This window comes from Campylobacter concisus, from assembly GCF_002913945.1.
Lineage (GTDB): Bacteria > Campylobacterota > Campylobacteria > Campylobacterales > Campylobacteraceae > Campylobacter_A > Campylobacter_A concisus_P.
Map to the genome: position 1 here is coordinate 80,228 of NZ_POZK01000029.1, position 15,138 is coordinate 95,365.

At 37.9% G+C, this 15,138-nt stretch carries 15 protein-coding genes; 4 read left to right on the top strand and 11 right to left on the bottom strand.

Annotated features, from left to right (window positions below; translation table 11 throughout):
• Positions 1-68: 68 nt before the first annotated feature.
• The 11 genes from CYP64_RS10025 to CYP64_RS06870 form a co-directional block, all read right to left on the bottom strand.
• Complete coding sequence (locus tag CYP64_RS10025; RefSeq protein ID WP_181001702.1) at positions 69-452, bottom strand: restriction endonuclease; 384 nt, start codon at positions 450-452, stop codon at positions 69-71.
• A gap of 17 nt (positions 453-469) precedes the next feature.
• Complete coding sequence (locus tag CYP64_RS10030; protein WP_181001703.1) at positions 470-964, bottom strand: winged helix-turn-helix domain-containing protein; 495 nt, start codon at positions 962-964, stop codon at positions 470-472.
• A 362-nt stretch (positions 965-1,326) separates the two neighbouring features.
• Complete coding sequence (locus CYP64_RS06835; RefSeq protein ID WP_103649177.1) at positions 1,327-2,046, bottom strand: fumarate reductase iron-sulfur subunit; 720 nt, start codon at positions 2,044-2,046, stop codon at positions 1,327-1,329.
• Positions 2,039-4,057, bottom strand: a complete 2,019-nt coding sequence (locus tag CYP64_RS06840) for a fumarate reductase flavoprotein subunit (protein WP_103649178.1) — start codon at positions 4,055-4,057, stop codon at positions 2,039-2,041. The genes CYP64_RS06835 and CYP64_RS06840 overlap by 8 nt, the downstream gene beginning before the upstream one ends.
• A 14-nt stretch (positions 4,058-4,071) precedes the next feature.
• The gene (locus CYP64_RS06845; RefSeq protein WP_021091688.1) at positions 4,072-4,770 is read right to left on the bottom strand and encodes a fumarate reductase cytochrome b subunit; all 699 of its coding nucleotides are present in this window, start codon (positions 4,768-4,770) and stop codon (positions 4,072-4,074) included.
• Between the two features lie 119 nt (positions 4,771-4,889).
• Positions 4,890-5,705 carry a prolipoprotein diacylglyceryl transferase gene (gene lgt / locus CYP64_RS06850; protein WP_103649179.1) on the bottom strand — a complete coding sequence of 272 codons (816 nt, stop codon included), beginning with the start codon at positions 5,703-5,705 and terminating at the stop codon, positions 4,890-4,892.
• A 48-nt stretch (positions 5,706-5,753) separates the two neighbouring features.
• Positions 5,754-7,199 carry a restriction endonuclease subunit S gene (locus CYP64_RS06855; RefSeq protein WP_103649180.1) on the bottom strand — a complete coding sequence of 482 codons (1,446 nt, stop codon included), beginning with the start codon at positions 7,197-7,199 and terminating at the stop codon, positions 5,754-5,756.
• A 294-nt stretch (positions 7,200-7,493) separates the two neighbouring features.
• Entirely contained in the window at positions 7,494-9,032 is a 1,539-nt protein-coding gene (locus CYP64_RS06860) for an HsdM family class I SAM-dependent methyltransferase (RefSeq protein WP_103649181.1), read from the bottom strand.
• Positions 9,033-9,362: 330 nt separating this feature from the next.
• The gene (locus tag CYP64_RS10035; RefSeq protein WP_181001704.1) at positions 9,363-9,506 is read right to left on the bottom strand and encodes a hypothetical protein; all 144 of its coding nucleotides are present in this window, start codon (positions 9,504-9,506) and stop codon (positions 9,363-9,365) included.
• Positions 9,507-9,752: 246 nt separating this feature from the next.
• Positions 9,753-9,875: a hypothetical protein gene (locus tag CYP64_RS10335; protein WP_258032979.1), complete on the bottom strand. Its 123-nt coding sequence runs from the start codon at positions 9,873-9,875 to the stop codon at positions 9,753-9,755.
• Positions 9,876-9,916: 41 nt separating this feature from the next.
• Positions 9,917-10,558 carry an IMPACT family protein gene (locus CYP64_RS06870; RefSeq protein ID WP_103649183.1) on the bottom strand — a complete coding sequence of 214 codons (642 nt, stop codon included), beginning with the start codon at positions 10,556-10,558 and terminating at the stop codon, positions 9,917-9,919.
• A gap of 126 nt (positions 10,559-10,684) precedes the next feature.
• Here CYP64_RS06870 and galU point away from each other — a divergent pair, with 126 nt between their 5' ends.
• From galU to abc-f, 4 genes are all read left to right on the top strand, one after another.
• Positions 10,685-11,506 (top strand): UTP--glucose-1-phosphate uridylyltransferase GalU, encoded by an 822-nt coding sequence (galU, locus tag CYP64_RS06875; protein WP_009294249.1) that lies wholly within the window; start codon positions 10,685-10,687, stop codon positions 11,504-11,506.
• Positions 11,503-12,723: a glucose-6-phosphate isomerase gene (locus CYP64_RS06880; RefSeq protein WP_103649184.1), complete on the top strand. Its 1,221-nt coding sequence runs from the start codon at positions 11,503-11,505 to the stop codon at positions 12,721-12,723. The genes galU and CYP64_RS06880 overlap by 4 nt, the downstream gene beginning before the upstream one ends.
• Before the next feature lie 3 nt (positions 12,724-12,726).
• Positions 12,727-13,272, top strand: coding sequence for a DUF1287 domain-containing protein (locus CYP64_RS06885; protein ID WP_103649185.1), 546 nt, complete (start codon positions 12,727-12,729; stop codon positions 13,270-13,272).
• 63 nt (positions 13,273-13,335) lie between these two features.
• Complete coding sequence (gene abc-f / locus CYP64_RS06890; RefSeq protein WP_103649186.1) at positions 13,336-14,925, top strand: ribosomal protection-like ABC-F family protein; 1,590 nt, start codon at positions 13,336-13,338, stop codon at positions 14,923-14,925.
• The last annotated feature ends 213 nt before the right edge of the window (positions 14,926-15,138 follow it).

The following is a 15,138-nucleotide window of genomic DNA, read 5'->3' on the forward strand; positions in this document are numbered from 1 at the left end:
AAGACCAAAATGATCCCAAGCAGCAACTTGCAATAAATATACGCAGTAGTGCTTTATGGCTTAAAATTTTAAAAATTATTTTCCTCAAAAAAGTCGGTGTCGATTTTACAAATTTCATATATTTGGCTTGTTTGAACGCCGACTTTATATTTTATCAGCTCTGCAAGCTTGTCGCCATCTATCAAAACCACACTAAAATTTTGATTATCTTTGGCGAAAATTTCAGCTTCTTTAGTAAATTTTGCCGTAGTGATAAGGACACCTTTTTTAGTATTTTTATTTGAAATAGCGCCGATAAACTGCTGAATTTCTGGCCTACGGATATTACTGCGGTCTTTGTATCTTTTTGCTTGGATATAAATTTTAGAAAGCCCAAGTTCATCTTCGTCTATGATGCCATCTATCCCGCCATCTGGGCCTTTATTTGTGAGATTTCCAGCTCCATAATTCATCTTTTCAAGTAGCTTTGTTACAAGGTATTAAAAAATCTTGGCTCTTTTTCTAAAATGCTAAATAAAATTTCACTTTTTAGCTCCTCTTTTATCTTGCAAAGCGCTTCGTCTATATTGTCATCTGGGGTATTTTCTGTGGCCTCTTTTTTCTCTTGCCTTATCTCTTGTTTGTAAATTTCATCGTACCAAGTGAGAAATTTGCTCTTTTTATCCTTGCTACTTACTAGCTCTTTGCCAAAATTTGTTATAGCAAATAGGCTTCTACCAACTTTTTGAAGCGGCACTTTTTCTGGCTTTGATTTTACTTGAGCTGTTGTAGCTAGATAGGATAAAGCCCAGCTCGTCCTGCTTATATATGTAAAAGTTCCACTTTTTATTTTTTGTAAAATATCTTCGTCTTTTAACTTAAAATACTCAATTATAAATTTAGAAATTTCGGCTCTATTTGCCTCTTTCTTTTGTGCGACAAATTCTAAAATAGGCAGCATCATATCTTTATAGCTTGGTAACATTTTATATCCTTAAATGAAGCAAATTTTTGAAATTATATAAATTTTTTGGCTTAAAAGCTATAATCAAAACATGAGATGTCTTGGCCTAACAAATTTTCTTTTAGAAAGTATTAGCTTATTTGTAAACACCTTTGCTACGATATTTGCACTAATTTTTTGTTTTGTTTCTGGTGTTGGAATCGTCTTTATATTTATCGCATTTCCACTTGGTTATATAATGGGCGCACTCTTATCAATCCCATTTTTGATATTTTTATTTTTCTTATTTGTATCTATTGATATCTTTTTATGCCTTTTGGCATCTATTTGCAGTCTTTTTTAACAAATTTAGAAGTAAATTTGGGGCTTTTACAGCCCCTTTGCTACTTTATAGCAGCCATTTTTCTACGCATATAAGCTATGCGGCTTTGAAGTGGTAAGTGTTTAGGGCAGTTGTCTTCACAGCCTAGCAAAGTCATACAGCCAAATACGCCGTCATCGTCGCCGATAAGCTCGTAAAAGTCCTCATCGGTTCGTTTATCAAGCGCGTCGATTTTAAACCTAGCTACGCGGTTAAGTCCGACCGCACCGATGAAATCAGGCCTCATGATAGCCGTACCGCATGCAGCCACGCAGATACCGCACTCGATGCAGCGATCAAGCTCAAATACCTCTTGAGCCACTTCAGGCTCAACCTTTTCCTCAAGCTTAGAAATATCTGTCTTGTGGTCTGTATGTATCCAGCTCTCCACACGCCTACTCATCGCATTCATCCAGTTACCGGTGTCTACGCTTAAGTCTTTTAGTAACTTAAATACTGGCAAAGGCATAAGCTCAATTACTCCGCTTTCAAAATCCTTAGTAAGAGTTCTACAAGCTAATCTTGGCTTACCATTTACAAGCATGCCACAACTTCCACAAATTCCAGCACGACAAACAAAGTCAAAGCTAAGATCTGGATCAAATTTCTCGCGAATCATATTTAACGCGATAAATAATGTCATACCATCAGTCTCTTCCAACTCGTAGGTCGCGAAATGTGGTTTTGAAATTTTGCTTAATGGATTATATTTAAATGCTTTTATGGTTATTTTTCTACTCATATCCTATTCCTGCTCTTTCGTTTGGTGCTTTATATTTTGGTTGAAGATCATAGTGCATTAAAGCCTCTTGAATTTCTTGTCTGCTCTTACCTTCAGCTTGCATTTTCTCACGAATTTCATCAACCTCTTTTTGGCGGATGGCACTATCTGGATGCTCAATAATATTACCTTTTGCACCATAGCCTCTAAATGCTGGTGGCATCTCCATTTTCATAATATCAAGCGGCTCATACACGATAGTCGGTAGCGTATCGCCCTCTTTCCAGCTAGTTAGAGTTCTATTTAGCCAGTTTAGGTCGTCGCGTTTCGGATAGTCCTCGCGGCAGTGCGCTCCGCGGCTCTCGGTGCGATCAAGCGCGCCTTTTGCGATACAAAGGGCTAGTTTTAGCATCTTTGGTACGCGGTAGGCTTCCTCAAGCTCAGGGTTGCCAAATAGCGCCTTGTTTGTGACTTTGACGTCCAAAGATTGTTTATAAAGCTCTTCTAGCTCTTTTACCGCTATGGCTAAACCTTCGCCAGTTCTAAAGATCGCCACGTGCTCCCACATGATGTCTTTCATCTTGTTTTTGATCTCAAATACGTTAAATTTGCCCTCTTTTTCAACCAGGCTCTTTAGATAGTCTTCCTCTTTTTTAACGAATTTTTCGATATCAGCGGTATTTATCTCGATCTCGTGGCTACCGCAGTAGTCGGCAAAATAATCACCAACTATCATACCAGCTACGACCGTTTCAGAAACGGAGTTGCCGCCTAGACGGTTAAATCCGTGCATATCCCAGCACGCAGCCTCGCCGGCGCTAAATAGACCAGCTAGTGTCGGGCTCTCGCCTGTAGGCTTAGTTTTTATGCCGCCCATAGAGTAGTGCTGCATAGGTAGGATTGGCGCCCAGCCCTTGCCGCGCTGTCGTCCATTCTCGTCGGTATATACTTCTGTGTCGGCAGGATCGATGCCGTTAAAGATTTCGCAAATTTCTTGAACGTCGCGTAAGTTTTTCTCGATGTGCTCGCGTCCAAGGATAGAGATATCAAGCCAAACGTGATATCCGTATGGACTAGGTACGCCTTTACCCGCACGGATATGCTCCATGATACGGCGACTTACGACGTCGCGGCTAGCTAGTTCTTTTTTCTCAGGCTCATAGTCTGGCATAAAGCGATATCCATCAACGTCACGTAAAATTCCGCCATCACCGCGGCAACCTTCTGTTAAAAGAATGCCTGATGGAACGATCGGAGTCGGGTGAAACTGCACCGCTTCCATATTTCCCAGTTGCGCAACTCCCGTCTCAAGAGCGATGGCCGCGCCGATACCCTCGCAAACTACGGCGTTTGTGGTGTGTTTATAAACCCTTCCGTAGCCACCCGTAGCGATTAGCGTACCTTTTGCGACGTATGCCGTGATCTCGCCATTAACTAGATCACGAACGATCGCGCCGTAACAGCGGTTGTTTGCGTGGATTAGCGCGATAGCTTCTTTTCTATCGTGGATTTCGACGTTATGTTTTAGCGCTTCGTTTGCTACGGCAAAAAGCATAGTGTGACCGGTGGCGTCCGCCGTAAAGCATGTTCTCCATTTTTTAGTTCCGCCAAAGTCGCGAGAGTGGATGAGTCCGTGGACCTCTTCTTTTTCTACGATAGTCGTTTTTTGAGCGTTGATGATAGCGCTTCTCTCGCCTTTTGTTATACGAGTCCAGGGCACGCCCCAAGCGGCTAGCTCGCGGATAGCTTTTGGAGCAGTTTGGCAAAACATACGTGCAACTTGTTGGTCGCAGCCCCAGTCGCTACCTTTTACGGTGTCTGCAAAGTGCACATCCTCGTTGTCGCCTTCGCTCATTTTTGAATTTCCCAAAGAGGCTTGCATACCGCCTTGCGCAGCCGCAGAGTGCGAGCGCTTTACAGGTATGAGACTTAAAACGACGGTGCTTAAGCCCTTTTCTCCAGCAGCCACAGCAGCTCTAAGACCAGCTAGACCGCCTCCGATAACTAATGCATCATAATATTTTACATTCATCTTCTAGCTCCTTTTTAATGGCTGATCCACACGAAATCGGCAATTAGCGCAATTATAGCAAGTATGCCATAAACGGCAAATACAATTGTTTTTGCCTTATTTCTTTTGGCAAACATTTCGTGCTTATTTGCACCATCAATGCTTATCCATTTGACATACAAGCGGTACATACCGATACTAGCGTGAACTACCATAAAAACAAGTAGAGCGAAGTAGAAAATTTCTAGTTGATGAAATGCAGCCGCTGATTTATCTGCAGTAATGTGTCCGCCAAAGACTATATCCACTAGGTGTGCGCTAGCTGCGAAAAATAGAGCAAAACCGGTTAAAAACTGAAACCACCAAAGCGTAGTATCAAGGTGCTTCATGCGGTCTTTGTGGCCTCTAAACATTAGATACTGTCTGTAGTTTGCTGGAAATTTTCTCATAGCTAAAAATGCATGAGCGATAAAAATGGCAAATATTACCGCGGCAATAACATTAGTAATCCACCAAGTAGCTTCTCCAAATAAAAATTTAGCTTCCGCAAATCCTACGACAGCGTTAAATGCGTCTTTACCAAGTAGTATAGTAGAAGTAAAAACCATATGGCACAATATGAAACAGGCTAAAATAAAACCTGTAATACTTTGCCATCTATCCCAAGCGGCTGGTGTGCGACTTTTTTTGTCGTCCGACCGTTTTCCCAAAAAACCTTCTATAAGCCCAGTCATGAGCCCTCCTAAGAAATTTGAAATAAATTATCATTTCTTAATACTAATTTAAATATTAGTATTAATTGATAAAGCTAATGCTAGCAGATTTTTACTTTAATATTTTTTAAACACTTATATTAGAGCTTTGAAAATTTTTTATAAAGCATAGCATAAACAAAAATTCCAAAACCACACATGATAAGTGATAATATTTGACCCATTGAAAGATTAAAAATAATAAATCCAAGCCCTGAATCAGGCTCTCTAAAAAATTCACAAATAAATCTTGCAAAAGTGTATAAAATAGCATAAAGTGCGATCAGCTCGCCATTAAATTTCTTAAATTTTCTATATAAAAATAAAATAATAAAAATAACTAAACCTTCTAAGAATGCCTCATAAAGTTGGCTAGGATGTCTTGGTTGCCCAAAAACATTTATCGCCCAAGGCACATCTGCAACTCGTCCAAAAAGCTCTTGATTTAAGAAATTTCCGATCCTGCCAAATGTATAGCCAAAAGGTATGCAAACCGCACAAAGATCAAGTAGCTGCCATAAATTTTGTTTATACCTTTTGCAAAATAGATATGTCGCAAGCAAAAAGCCAACTACAGCACCGTGATAGCTCATACCGCGAATTCCTATAAATTCGCCGTTATGAAATGGATTAAAAATTTGCCAAGGTTGTGTCAAGTAGTAGCTTACTTCGCCTGAATAGACTAAAACCCAGCCAAGTCTAGCACCTAAAATAACGCCGATCTCGACCCAAAAAAAGTAGTTGTCCAAAAGCTGGTCCGAGATAGAAATTTTATCTTTTTTGACTAGGTATTTTGCTACGACTAGTGCTGAAACAAGGGCAAAGATGTACATGAGCCCATACCAGTGCACACTAAAGCCAAAGATACTAAAGGCGACTGGGTTAAAGTGGTTATAAATATCGTTCCAAATTTCCATAGAATCTCACTTTATTTTTTTATGGATTTTATAATGGAAAGGCTTAAACTATAAATGTCTATTTAAAATTTCATTATATTTGCCTTGCAAATTTGCTAACTTTTGCTCTCTTTGCGAGATTTCGCTTTCTAAAACTTCAAAATCTATTACGATTTGCTTTTGTATAGAAAGCAGTAGAAGTGGGATTTTTATCAAATTTAAGTCTTTTAAATTTAAGCTTTGACCAAAAGCATTCGATCCATTTTTTTGTAATTTTATAAACTTTGTATCAAATAAGCAAAAGATAAATTTATCCAAAATTTTGTCCTTAAACTCTTTCTTGACAACAAAGGCGGCTATTGCTTCATTTGTATATAAATCAGTTCCTGCAATGGCGGTTTTTCCTATACTTAGTTTAAAGCTAACAAGAGTTGTACCTTCTGGTATAAGTTTAACGTTTGAGTTCTTTACCCCTAAATTTGTAATTTTTTCTTTAGTGTTGGTTATTAAGTTTGAATTCATCTCTGAAATACTTAGCCATAAATTTTCTCCGCCATAATATACGGAATTACCTCTTTTGGGTGTTCCTCCTATTAAAATATCGCAAAATTTAGAAATTAGCTCATACCCCCCCCCATTTGTTTCAAAACTTATGCCAAACTTAGAGAAAATTTTACTCATTTTAGCTCTTAACTCGTCAATCTCCATTCTAATAGTTTTAAACTCGTTATCTACTTTTTCGCATTCGGCTACGATTTTTTGAAACACTTTTTTATTTTCTTTATTATTACTAAAAGGAATTCTTATGTTTTTTAAATTTGTAGAATTTAGCCCTCCTTGTGCTGCACCGGTAGTATTTTGTTTTAAAATTTGTTGACCCAACGGAGAATATAAAAAATAAAAAATATATTTCTGAGTAATTATATCGGCTGCTCGAAGTATGAAAATATGCTCGTTTACCATAGCTCTTTTGTTATTCAGCTCATCTCTTAAAAGTGCAATTTTCCCAGTTAATGCTCCATCTTTGCAAAGCAAAATATCATTTTGTTTTAATCTGCCTTTTTGATTATTTTCATAATACTCAATGCTTACAAATTTTAGATTTACCAAATTTATTATGCCGTTTGTATTATGAATATGCTCTCCACCAAGGCTTAACGCACCCTCATTTAAATTACCAACTCCACCATTTGGACGCGAGCCAGTTTCTATTGTATTAAGCAAAGTCCCAAGCTTCACCATCGGATACTCACTCATTATCTTTACACTACTTTTCATGCTTAAATTTATCGCCTTATCGAAATTAGTCTTTCCAAAATCCATTAAATCGATTAAATTTGCTTTTTGAATAGAAAATGAATTTACATCATTCGGATTTATCTGAGCCAAGAGTTCATCGTCAAATTTATTGTCAAAAAAACTTTTTAAAGCATAGCAAATTTTAGTTTTATCATTTTTATCTTGCGGATTGTAAAGCGGCGTTTGGATAAATTTTACCGAGTTGATATTTCGCAAAGCCTCTTTTTCTTTTTTCTCATCGTCGCTATCATCGTCACCATCTTTAAGTTCTTCTTGTGTTTGTGCTGAAGTTACGTATTTTATACCCTCGTCACCTTTGCGGCTGCTCCAATCATAACCTAGAAATTTTACGATTTCGTCTTTGTTGCTTTTTTTACTATCGCCACCTTGCTTTTTATCCTCTGGACTTTTTACTAAAAGTAGCTCATTATCATTTATGAAAGCATAAAATTTTAGCTTCGAAAGCTCTAAATTTTTACATTTTTCGATAAATTGCTCGTCGTAAAATTCTTACTCTAAAATTTTAAAATCATTGCTTTGTAAAAACTCATAGAATTTAGCCTTCTTTTCTTTCTTGTTAAGCTCCGCTTTATAAAATGAAGAATTTTCAAAAAGCTCGTTTTGTTTAGTTTTTGACATCGCTTCTTTTTTAAATTCTTTGACTTTGGAACTTGTATTTTCAAATTCGTCTTTATAGCTTTTAAATATCTCACTTTGAGCCAAATTGTTATTTAAAATATCTTTTTTTAAAAAGTCTATGAACTCATCTTTATTAAAGCCTTTAAAATTACAATATTCTGCGATTATATCGTGATCTTCAAAATTTACAAACTCTTTTATAAGCTCAAATTCGGTGTTTATAAAGCATTTTATTAAATCATCAGCTTCTTTTTCGCGCTTTTTAGCAAAGACGATAACTGTTTGCGTACCAGTAGAACCAAAAGTGCGAGAGTTAAGTCCTACGATGCTTAAAATATCGAATTTAGACAGCAAAATTTCGCGTGTAGTTTCGTAAATACCGCCCTTTGAAAGGATGGAAACGGGCAATACCAATGCAAAATATCCACTCTCTTTTAGTAACTGCGCCGTTCGCTCGATAAAAAAACACTCGATGGCGTTATTTTTATCAAAACTAGCACTATCTATTTGCTTTAAAAGATCAAATTTTTCCCTATCGTTTTGTGAAAGCGTGTCTAAAAAACCTTTGACTGAATAAGGCGGATTCGAGATAATAAGATCAAAGCTTTCGTCTTCAAATTCCCTTGCGTAGTCCTTACTTTGATCTGGTTTTTCCAATGTATCTTGAAAGATAATTTTAGCTTCGTTTTTACTGTCATAAAAAATAGTCGCTATTTTTGCAACCATTGAGAGATTTTTATTTTTTTCGATACCGTAAATTTTACAATCTCCATTGTGTTGGATAAACTCGGTCAAAAAATGCCCTGCACCGCAAGCGTAGTCTAAGATTTTATCTCCGCTTTTAAAATTAGGTAACGAGTTAATGATAAAATTCGTAATCGGCGTCGGCGTGAAAAATCGCCCTTCGGTTTGGTGAATGGAGCGATTTAAAAACCCCTCAAATAAATCACCTAAAAATTGATTGTTTTCGCTTTTGGTTATATAAATATCTTGGATAAGGTTTGCTATATGAAGCAATATTTTAAAATTAAGGTCGAATTCTTGTTTATTTTCTACTTCAATAAAGTTAAATTTTTTGATATTGTAAAATTTTTGCTCTTTAAAAAGCTTATCGAGCTCGTTTCGCAATTCTCCCGGATATCTCTTTTTTCGCTCAAAAATTTCATCGATTTTGCCTTTATTTATATTTACGACATCTACTTCAAAAAGCTCTTTTTTACCCTGAGCGTAAAGCTCTAAAAGTCTATCGCAGTATTCAAGCGGAGTATCGCTACCAAAACCTTTCCAGTAAAATTTCAATTCATCGCTTTTGCCGTTTTGCATATTTTTTTCATCGACGATTTTGCACAAAAACAGATCGACTAAAATATAAAACGTATTTTCGTAATTTCCTATGGCGTTATTTCTCAAAATGGTCGCAAATTCGTTATAAATCGCTCTAATATTAGTATACGGAACTTTATTTAAGTCGCTTAAAGTATATTTTTCTTTGCCAATTTTATACGCGCTTATGTCGTTTTCAAAAAGCCCCTTCGTAGTGTAGCCGGTTTGATAGCTTTCATTCCAGACCTTAAAAAGCTCAGTGTGATTTGTCGCATTTTTAAAATAAGGCTTTTTGTCTTCTTCTTTTTTGATATTTGCATTTTGATCGTTTAAATACTCTTCGTTATCTTTTAGTGTGATTAAATGGCTATTATAAATAATATCGCCGTGATCAAAATCAGCGGCATAAAGGCAAACTCAGTCGCATTTTCCAAGTGCGGCAACATAAGAAAATAGCTGTCCGCCGTCTTTTTGCATATTATTCCACTCTTTTGTAAATTCGCTTCCGTAAGTTTTATTTTCTATTAAGACTAATCGCTCGTAATTTTCATTATAAACCAAAATATCCCCGTATGAGGGCTTATTTACGTGCCCTACTCCTATCGAAGGCTCTAAAATAATATGAGAAGGCTTGTAGCCTTTTGAAAGCAAGTTGTCTATACAAATTAAACAAACGAAATTTTCGTTTACGCTAAAATTAGTGGTCGTATTTCGGTGGATTATTATACCGTTACTCGGGCGATTTCGGCTTGGAAATTCGCCTTCTTTAAAGCTATTATCTATTGGAGAATAGGTAATTTTAGAATTTTAAAAATCAACTTCAATAAAAATTCTATCGTCATTTTGATATATCTTTTTCATGATTCTATTTTTAGCTGGTTTAAATCCTAGGTTTTCTATTACTTCTTTTAAATTTTCCTTTGTTATCATTTTTTCTCTCTTGGTTTAAATTTGCGCGATTTTACAATGATTTAGCTTTGATGAGCGAATAAGCTCTTGCCACTAAGCGCAAGGGCTAAAAATTTAAACTCGCTTGCTTCAAATTCTTTGCAAAATTTAAATAGCTCAGCAAACTCGGCTTCGTTTAAATTTACGCCCCAGATCGCTCCAAGGTCATTAAATTCTCTTTCAAACTCACTTAAATTTTTAGTGGCAAAATAGTGCTCAAAGCGGCTCATCAGCGAAAATGGTGTAAAAAATTTAACCTCATCTTTTAACTCAAATTTCATCACGCCACCATCTTTTATCGCCTCGTTTATCGCTTCATTCACAGCCCCTGAGTAGGCTCTTACAAGCCCTCCAGTGCCAAGCTTTATCCCGCCAAAGTAGCGAACTATCAAGACCCCAACATTTATTAGCTCAGCACCCCTTAGTGCATTTAGGCTCGGCTGGCCGCTAGTACCCTTTGGCTCGCCATCGTCGCTTTGATTTTCAACTATTTGGCCGTATTTGTTTAGCTCTCTTGTCGCCCAAACTACGTGAACAGCCTTAAAATGCTCCTCTTTTAGGCTTTCATGCAAGCTTTTAAACGAGCTTATCGGGCACAAAAATGCTAAGAAATTTGACTTTTTTATGTCGAGTTGAGCTTTAAAAATCCTATCAATCGTCTGCAAATTTGCTCTTTTTTTAAAATTTTAAAAATCTTATCAATTTGCTAATTAAAGCCTTGTAAATTTAAACAAATTTATATTATTAAGGAAAAGATAGTAGAATTTTGCAATTTTTCACGAAGGACTAAAATGATACAAACTTGCCTATTTCCAGCTGCTGGGTATGGAACGAGGTTTTTGCCAGCTACAAAATCGCTCCCAAAAGAGATGTTGCCAATCCTTACAAAACCGCTCATTCACTACGGCGTTGATGAGGCACTTGAGGCTGGCATGGATAATATGGCCTTTGTCACAGGACGCGGAAAAAGGGCACTTGAGGACTATTTTGACATTAGTTACGAGCTAGAAAAAGAGATCGCAGGTAGCTCAAAAGAGTCACTGTTAAGCGAAGTTAGAAATTTAATGAGCTCATGCACATTTTCATTTACGAGACAAAATGCTATGAAAGGGCTTGGACATGCTATTTATACAGGTAAAACGCTAGTTCGTGACGAGGCATTTGGGGTCATTTTAGCAGATGATCTATGCATAAATGAAAACGGCGAGGGCGTGCTTTCACAAATGGTTAAAATTTATGAGAAGTATCGCTGCAGCGTAGTTGCGGTAATGGAAGTGCCAAAAGAGCAGACCAAGTCTTATGGCGTCGTAAGTGGTAGATTTATAGAAGATGATCTCATAATGGTCGATGATATGGTTGAAAAGCCTGATCCTGCCGAGGCTCCAACAAATTTAGCCATCATTGGACGCTACATCCTAACACCAGATATTTTTAACATTTTAGAGCGAACAAAGCCAGGTAAAAACGGCGAAATCCAGATCACAGATGCACTAAAAACGCAGGCAAAAGATGGCATGGTGCTAGCTTATAAATTTAAGGGCAAGAGATTTGACTGCGGCAGTATCGATGGCTTTGTCGAGGCTACAAATTTCTTTTACGAGCGCAGTAAATGATAGAAACTTCATTTAAATTTAACTTTGCAAGCAGCGATGTCATCGACTCCTACGCCAAACGCATAAACGACGAATACGAAAGCGGCGAGATAGGCTACTACCACCTGCCAGCCCTTGGGCAAAATTTACTTGGCGAGATCGAAGAGTATGAAAAAGGCCTTGCTCATATCAAAAACGTCGTGCTAGTTGGCATTGGTGGCAGTAGTCTTGGTGTAAAGGCGCTAAAATCGATGCTCGAAGGCACAAAGGGGATAAAAAGAGAGCTTTTGTTTTTAGATAACGTCGATCCTTGTAGCTACAAAAGCACGCTTGATGGGCTAAATTTTGACGAGACACTTTTTATAATAAGCTCAAAATCAGGTAACACGATCGAGACGATCACTATTTTTAAGTGCTTGCTTGATGACTTTAAGCCTAAAAATTTAGGCAAAAATTTCCTCATCATAACTGATCCTGAGACAAATTTAGAAAATTTTGCTAAAGAAAATGGCATTAATTTTTTTAACATTCCAAAAAATGTTGGCGGGAGATTTAGCGTGCTAAGTGCGATCGGTCTTGTGCCTCTTGGCATCTGCGGATATGATATAAAGGCACTACTGGAGGGCGCGCTTGCTTGCAAGAAGCAATACATCGAGCAAAAAGATAGCTCAATAGTCGCTAAAGCCTACCATTACGCCACTAGCAGAAATGCCAGTATAAATGTCATTTTTAGCTATTGCGATAGATTTTTTGAATTTAACGACTGGTATGTGCAGCTTTGGGCGGAGAGTCTTGGTAAAAAAAGAGGCTATAAAAGGGTCGGTCTTACGCCAGTTGGACTTGTCGGCAGCCGCGATCAGCACAGCTTTTTACAGCTTATCATGGACGGCGTAAAAGATAAGAGTGTGACATTTATAAAGATAAAAGATCACGTGAGCGACAAGACTATCCCAAATTTAAGCCTAAAAGGGCTTGAAGAGTGCGATTTTGTGGCGGGTCTAAGCCTAAATGAGCTTATAAATTTGCAGTGCGACGCGACGGCTATGGCGCTGGTGCAAGAGGGCATAAGCGTCGATACGATCACACTTGAGAGGCTTGATGAGTTTCACGCTGGCTGGCTCATTTTTTACTATGAGCTGCTAACCTCGGCAACTGGTATCATGCTAGGTATCAACACCTACGATCAGCCAGGCGTTGAGATAGGAAAACGTATCTTAAAAACTATGCTTTTGAAGTAGAATATGAAGAAATTTCTGCTTTTGGCTCTTTTTGCCACACAAATTTTTGCCTTTTCGGCGAGTAAATTTGTAAATGACGCTAGGTCGCAGATCGGTGTGACGCTAAGTTACGATCCAAGCTACGAAAAGCTCGCCTATCCTATGGGCGACGTGGATATCAAAAAGGGCGTTTGCACCGACGTTGTGGTAAGGGCGCTACGTCATCAGGATATGGATCTGCAAAGGCTTATTTTTGAAGATATGAGTATAAATTTTGCAAGTTATCCTAAAAAATGGGGACTTAAAAAGGCTGATAAAAACATCGATCACAGGCGTGTTTTAAACATCGCCACCTATCTAAAAAGGAAAGGTTTTGAGGTGAGTGATGATAAATTTCTGCCAGGCGATATCGTCACATGGATGCTACCAAGAAATCTGCCTCACATCGGTGTGATCTCAGATAAATTTGAAGGCCAAATACCGCTTGTCATCCACAATATCGGCTCTGGCGTGCAAGAAGAAAATATACTTTATAACTACAAGATCACGGGTCATTTTAGGCTAAAGTAGCAAAAATGGCTTTTTAATCAAATTTTAGGCAAAATCGCAAAAAAATAAATTCAAGGAAAAATAATGTTAGAAGTTAGGGGACTTACTCAAAGATTTGCAAGCAGTTTGCTATTTGAGGATGTAAATTTAAAGCTAAATCGCCACAACAGATACGGACTAATCGGCGCAAATGGTGCTGGTAAATCGACATTTTTAAAAATTTTAAGCGGAGCTATCGAGCCAACTAGCGGCGAGATCATCATAGAAAATGGACTAAAAGTTGGCGTACTTGGACAAGATCAGTTTGCGTTTGAAAATTTCACACTAAAAGATGCGGTGCTTTATGGCAACAAACGCCTATACGACGCCGTAAAAGAGAAAGAGAAGCTCTATATGAGTGAGGAATTTACAGATGAGATAAATGAGCGCTTAAGCGAACTTGAGATGATAAGTGCCGAGGAAGACCCAAGCTACGAGTACGAGACTAGGATAGAGAAAATTTTAAGCTCGCTTGGGCTAAATGAATTTGACAAGCTCATGAGTGAGGTCGAAAACTCCGATAAAGTTAAGGTTTTGCTAGCTCAAGTGCTCTTTCCAAAGCCAGACATCTTGTTCTTAGACGAGCCAACAAACAACCTTGATATAGACGCGATCGCATGGCTAGAAAACGAGCTAAACCGCCACGAGGGCACGCTTGTAGTCATTAGCCACGACAGACACTTTTTAAATAGGGTTTGCACAAACATTTTGGATGTGGATTTTAAGAAAATTCGCGAGTTTTCAGGCAACTACGACGATTGGTATATGGCTGCAAATTTGATCGCAAAGCAGCATGAGATGGAGCGTGATAAGAAGCTAAAAGAGAAAGAGGAGCTAGAGAAATTTATCGCGAGATTTTCAGCAAATGCGAGCAAGGCAAAGCAGGCGACCTCTCGTGCCAAACAGCTTGAAAAGCTCGATATTGCCGAGATTGCTGTATCAAGCAGGCGTGATCCTAGCATACTATTTCGTGCAAACCGCGAGATAGGCAATGAGCTAATAGAGCTTAAAAATATAAGTAAGAAATTTGATGATAAGGTGATATTTGAAAATTTTAACTTTAAGCTTGAAAAGGGCGACAAGCTAGCCATCATCGGCCATAACGGCGTTGGTAAAAGTACGCTTTGCAAGATCATAATGGGCGAGCTAAAGCCTGATGTGGGCGAGGTGCATATAGGCGCGACCATCGAGCTTGGATATTTTGCGCAAGATATGGTAAATAAGATAGATGGCGAGCTAAAGCTTTATGAGTACTTGCAAGATGCCAAAAACAAGGACATCGACGAGATCAGAAAGTGCCTTGGCAGGATGCTCTTTAGCGGTGCCGAGCAAGAAAAGGCAGTGGGCGCGCTAAGCGGTGGCGAAAAACACCGAGTAAGGCTAGCTCAGCTCATGCTTCACAGACCAAATTTACTTGTCATGGACGAGCCAAATAACCACCTCGACCTTGAAGCTATCATCGCGCTTGGCGAGGCGTTTTATAACTTTAACGGCTCAGTCATCTGCGTGAGCCACGATAGGGAGCTGATAGATGCCTTTGCAAATAGAATTTTACACCTAAAAGGCAATGGCGAAGTGGTTGATTTTAAAGGCACTTACGAAGAATATAGAGCAAATTTAGGGCTTGAGAGCTAAAATTTGTTATTCCTTGCTCCTGATTATAGGGGCAAGATTAAAATTTATATTTACTACAAATTCTTACAAATATTAATCTAACTATATAAATTAAAAATAGCTTATAAAAATTATCAAAATCCAATAAAAAGACTTTATAAATAAGAAAGAAAATTAATAAGAAATTTCTAAAGTATTAGTAAGATTTGTAAAATAAAATTTATTAAATAATAT

Excerpts from the sequence above, each read along its gene's own strand:
- CYP64_RS06885 (WP_103649185.1), top strand. The coding sequence starts at position 12,727 with ATGAAGAAATTTCTGCTTTTGGCTCTTTTTGCCACACAAATTTTTGCC.
- CYP64_RS06840 (WP_103649178.1), bottom strand. The coding sequence starts at position 4,057 with ATGAATGTAAAATATTATGATGCATTAGTTATCGGAGGCGGTCTAGCT.
- CYP64_RS10030 (WP_181001703.1), bottom strand. The coding sequence starts at position 964 with ATGTTACCAAGCTATAAAGATATGATGCTGCCTATTTTAGAATTTGTC.
- galU (WP_009294249.1), top strand. The coding sequence starts at position 10,685 with ATGATACAAACTTGCCTATTTCCAGCTGCTGGGTATGGAACGAGGTTT.
- CYP64_RS06880 (WP_103649184.1), top strand. The coding sequence starts at position 11,503 with ATGATAGAAACTTCATTTAAATTTAACTTTGCAAGCAGCGATGTCATC.
- CYP64_RS06835 (WP_103649177.1), bottom strand. The coding sequence starts at position 2,046 with ATGAGTAGAAAAATAACCATAAAAGCATTTAAATATAATCCATTAAGC.
- lgt (WP_103649179.1), bottom strand. The coding sequence starts at position 5,705 with ATGGAAATTTGGAACGATATTTATAACCACTTTAACCCAGTCGCCTTT.
- CYP64_RS10025 (WP_181001702.1), bottom strand. The coding sequence starts at position 452 with ATGAATTATGGAGCTGGAAATCTCACAAATAAAGGCCCAGATGGCGGG.
- CYP64_RS06845 (WP_021091688.1), bottom strand. The coding sequence starts at position 4,770 with ATGACTGGGCTTATAGAAGGTTTTTTGGGAAAACGGTCGGACGACAAA.
- CYP64_RS10335 (WP_258032979.1), bottom strand. The coding sequence starts at position 9,875 with ATGATAACAAAGGAAAATTTAAAAGAAGTAATAGAAAACCTAGGATTT.
- abc-f (WP_103649186.1), top strand. The coding sequence starts at position 13,336 with ATGTTAGAAGTTAGGGGACTTACTCAAAGATTTGCAAGCAGTTTGCTA.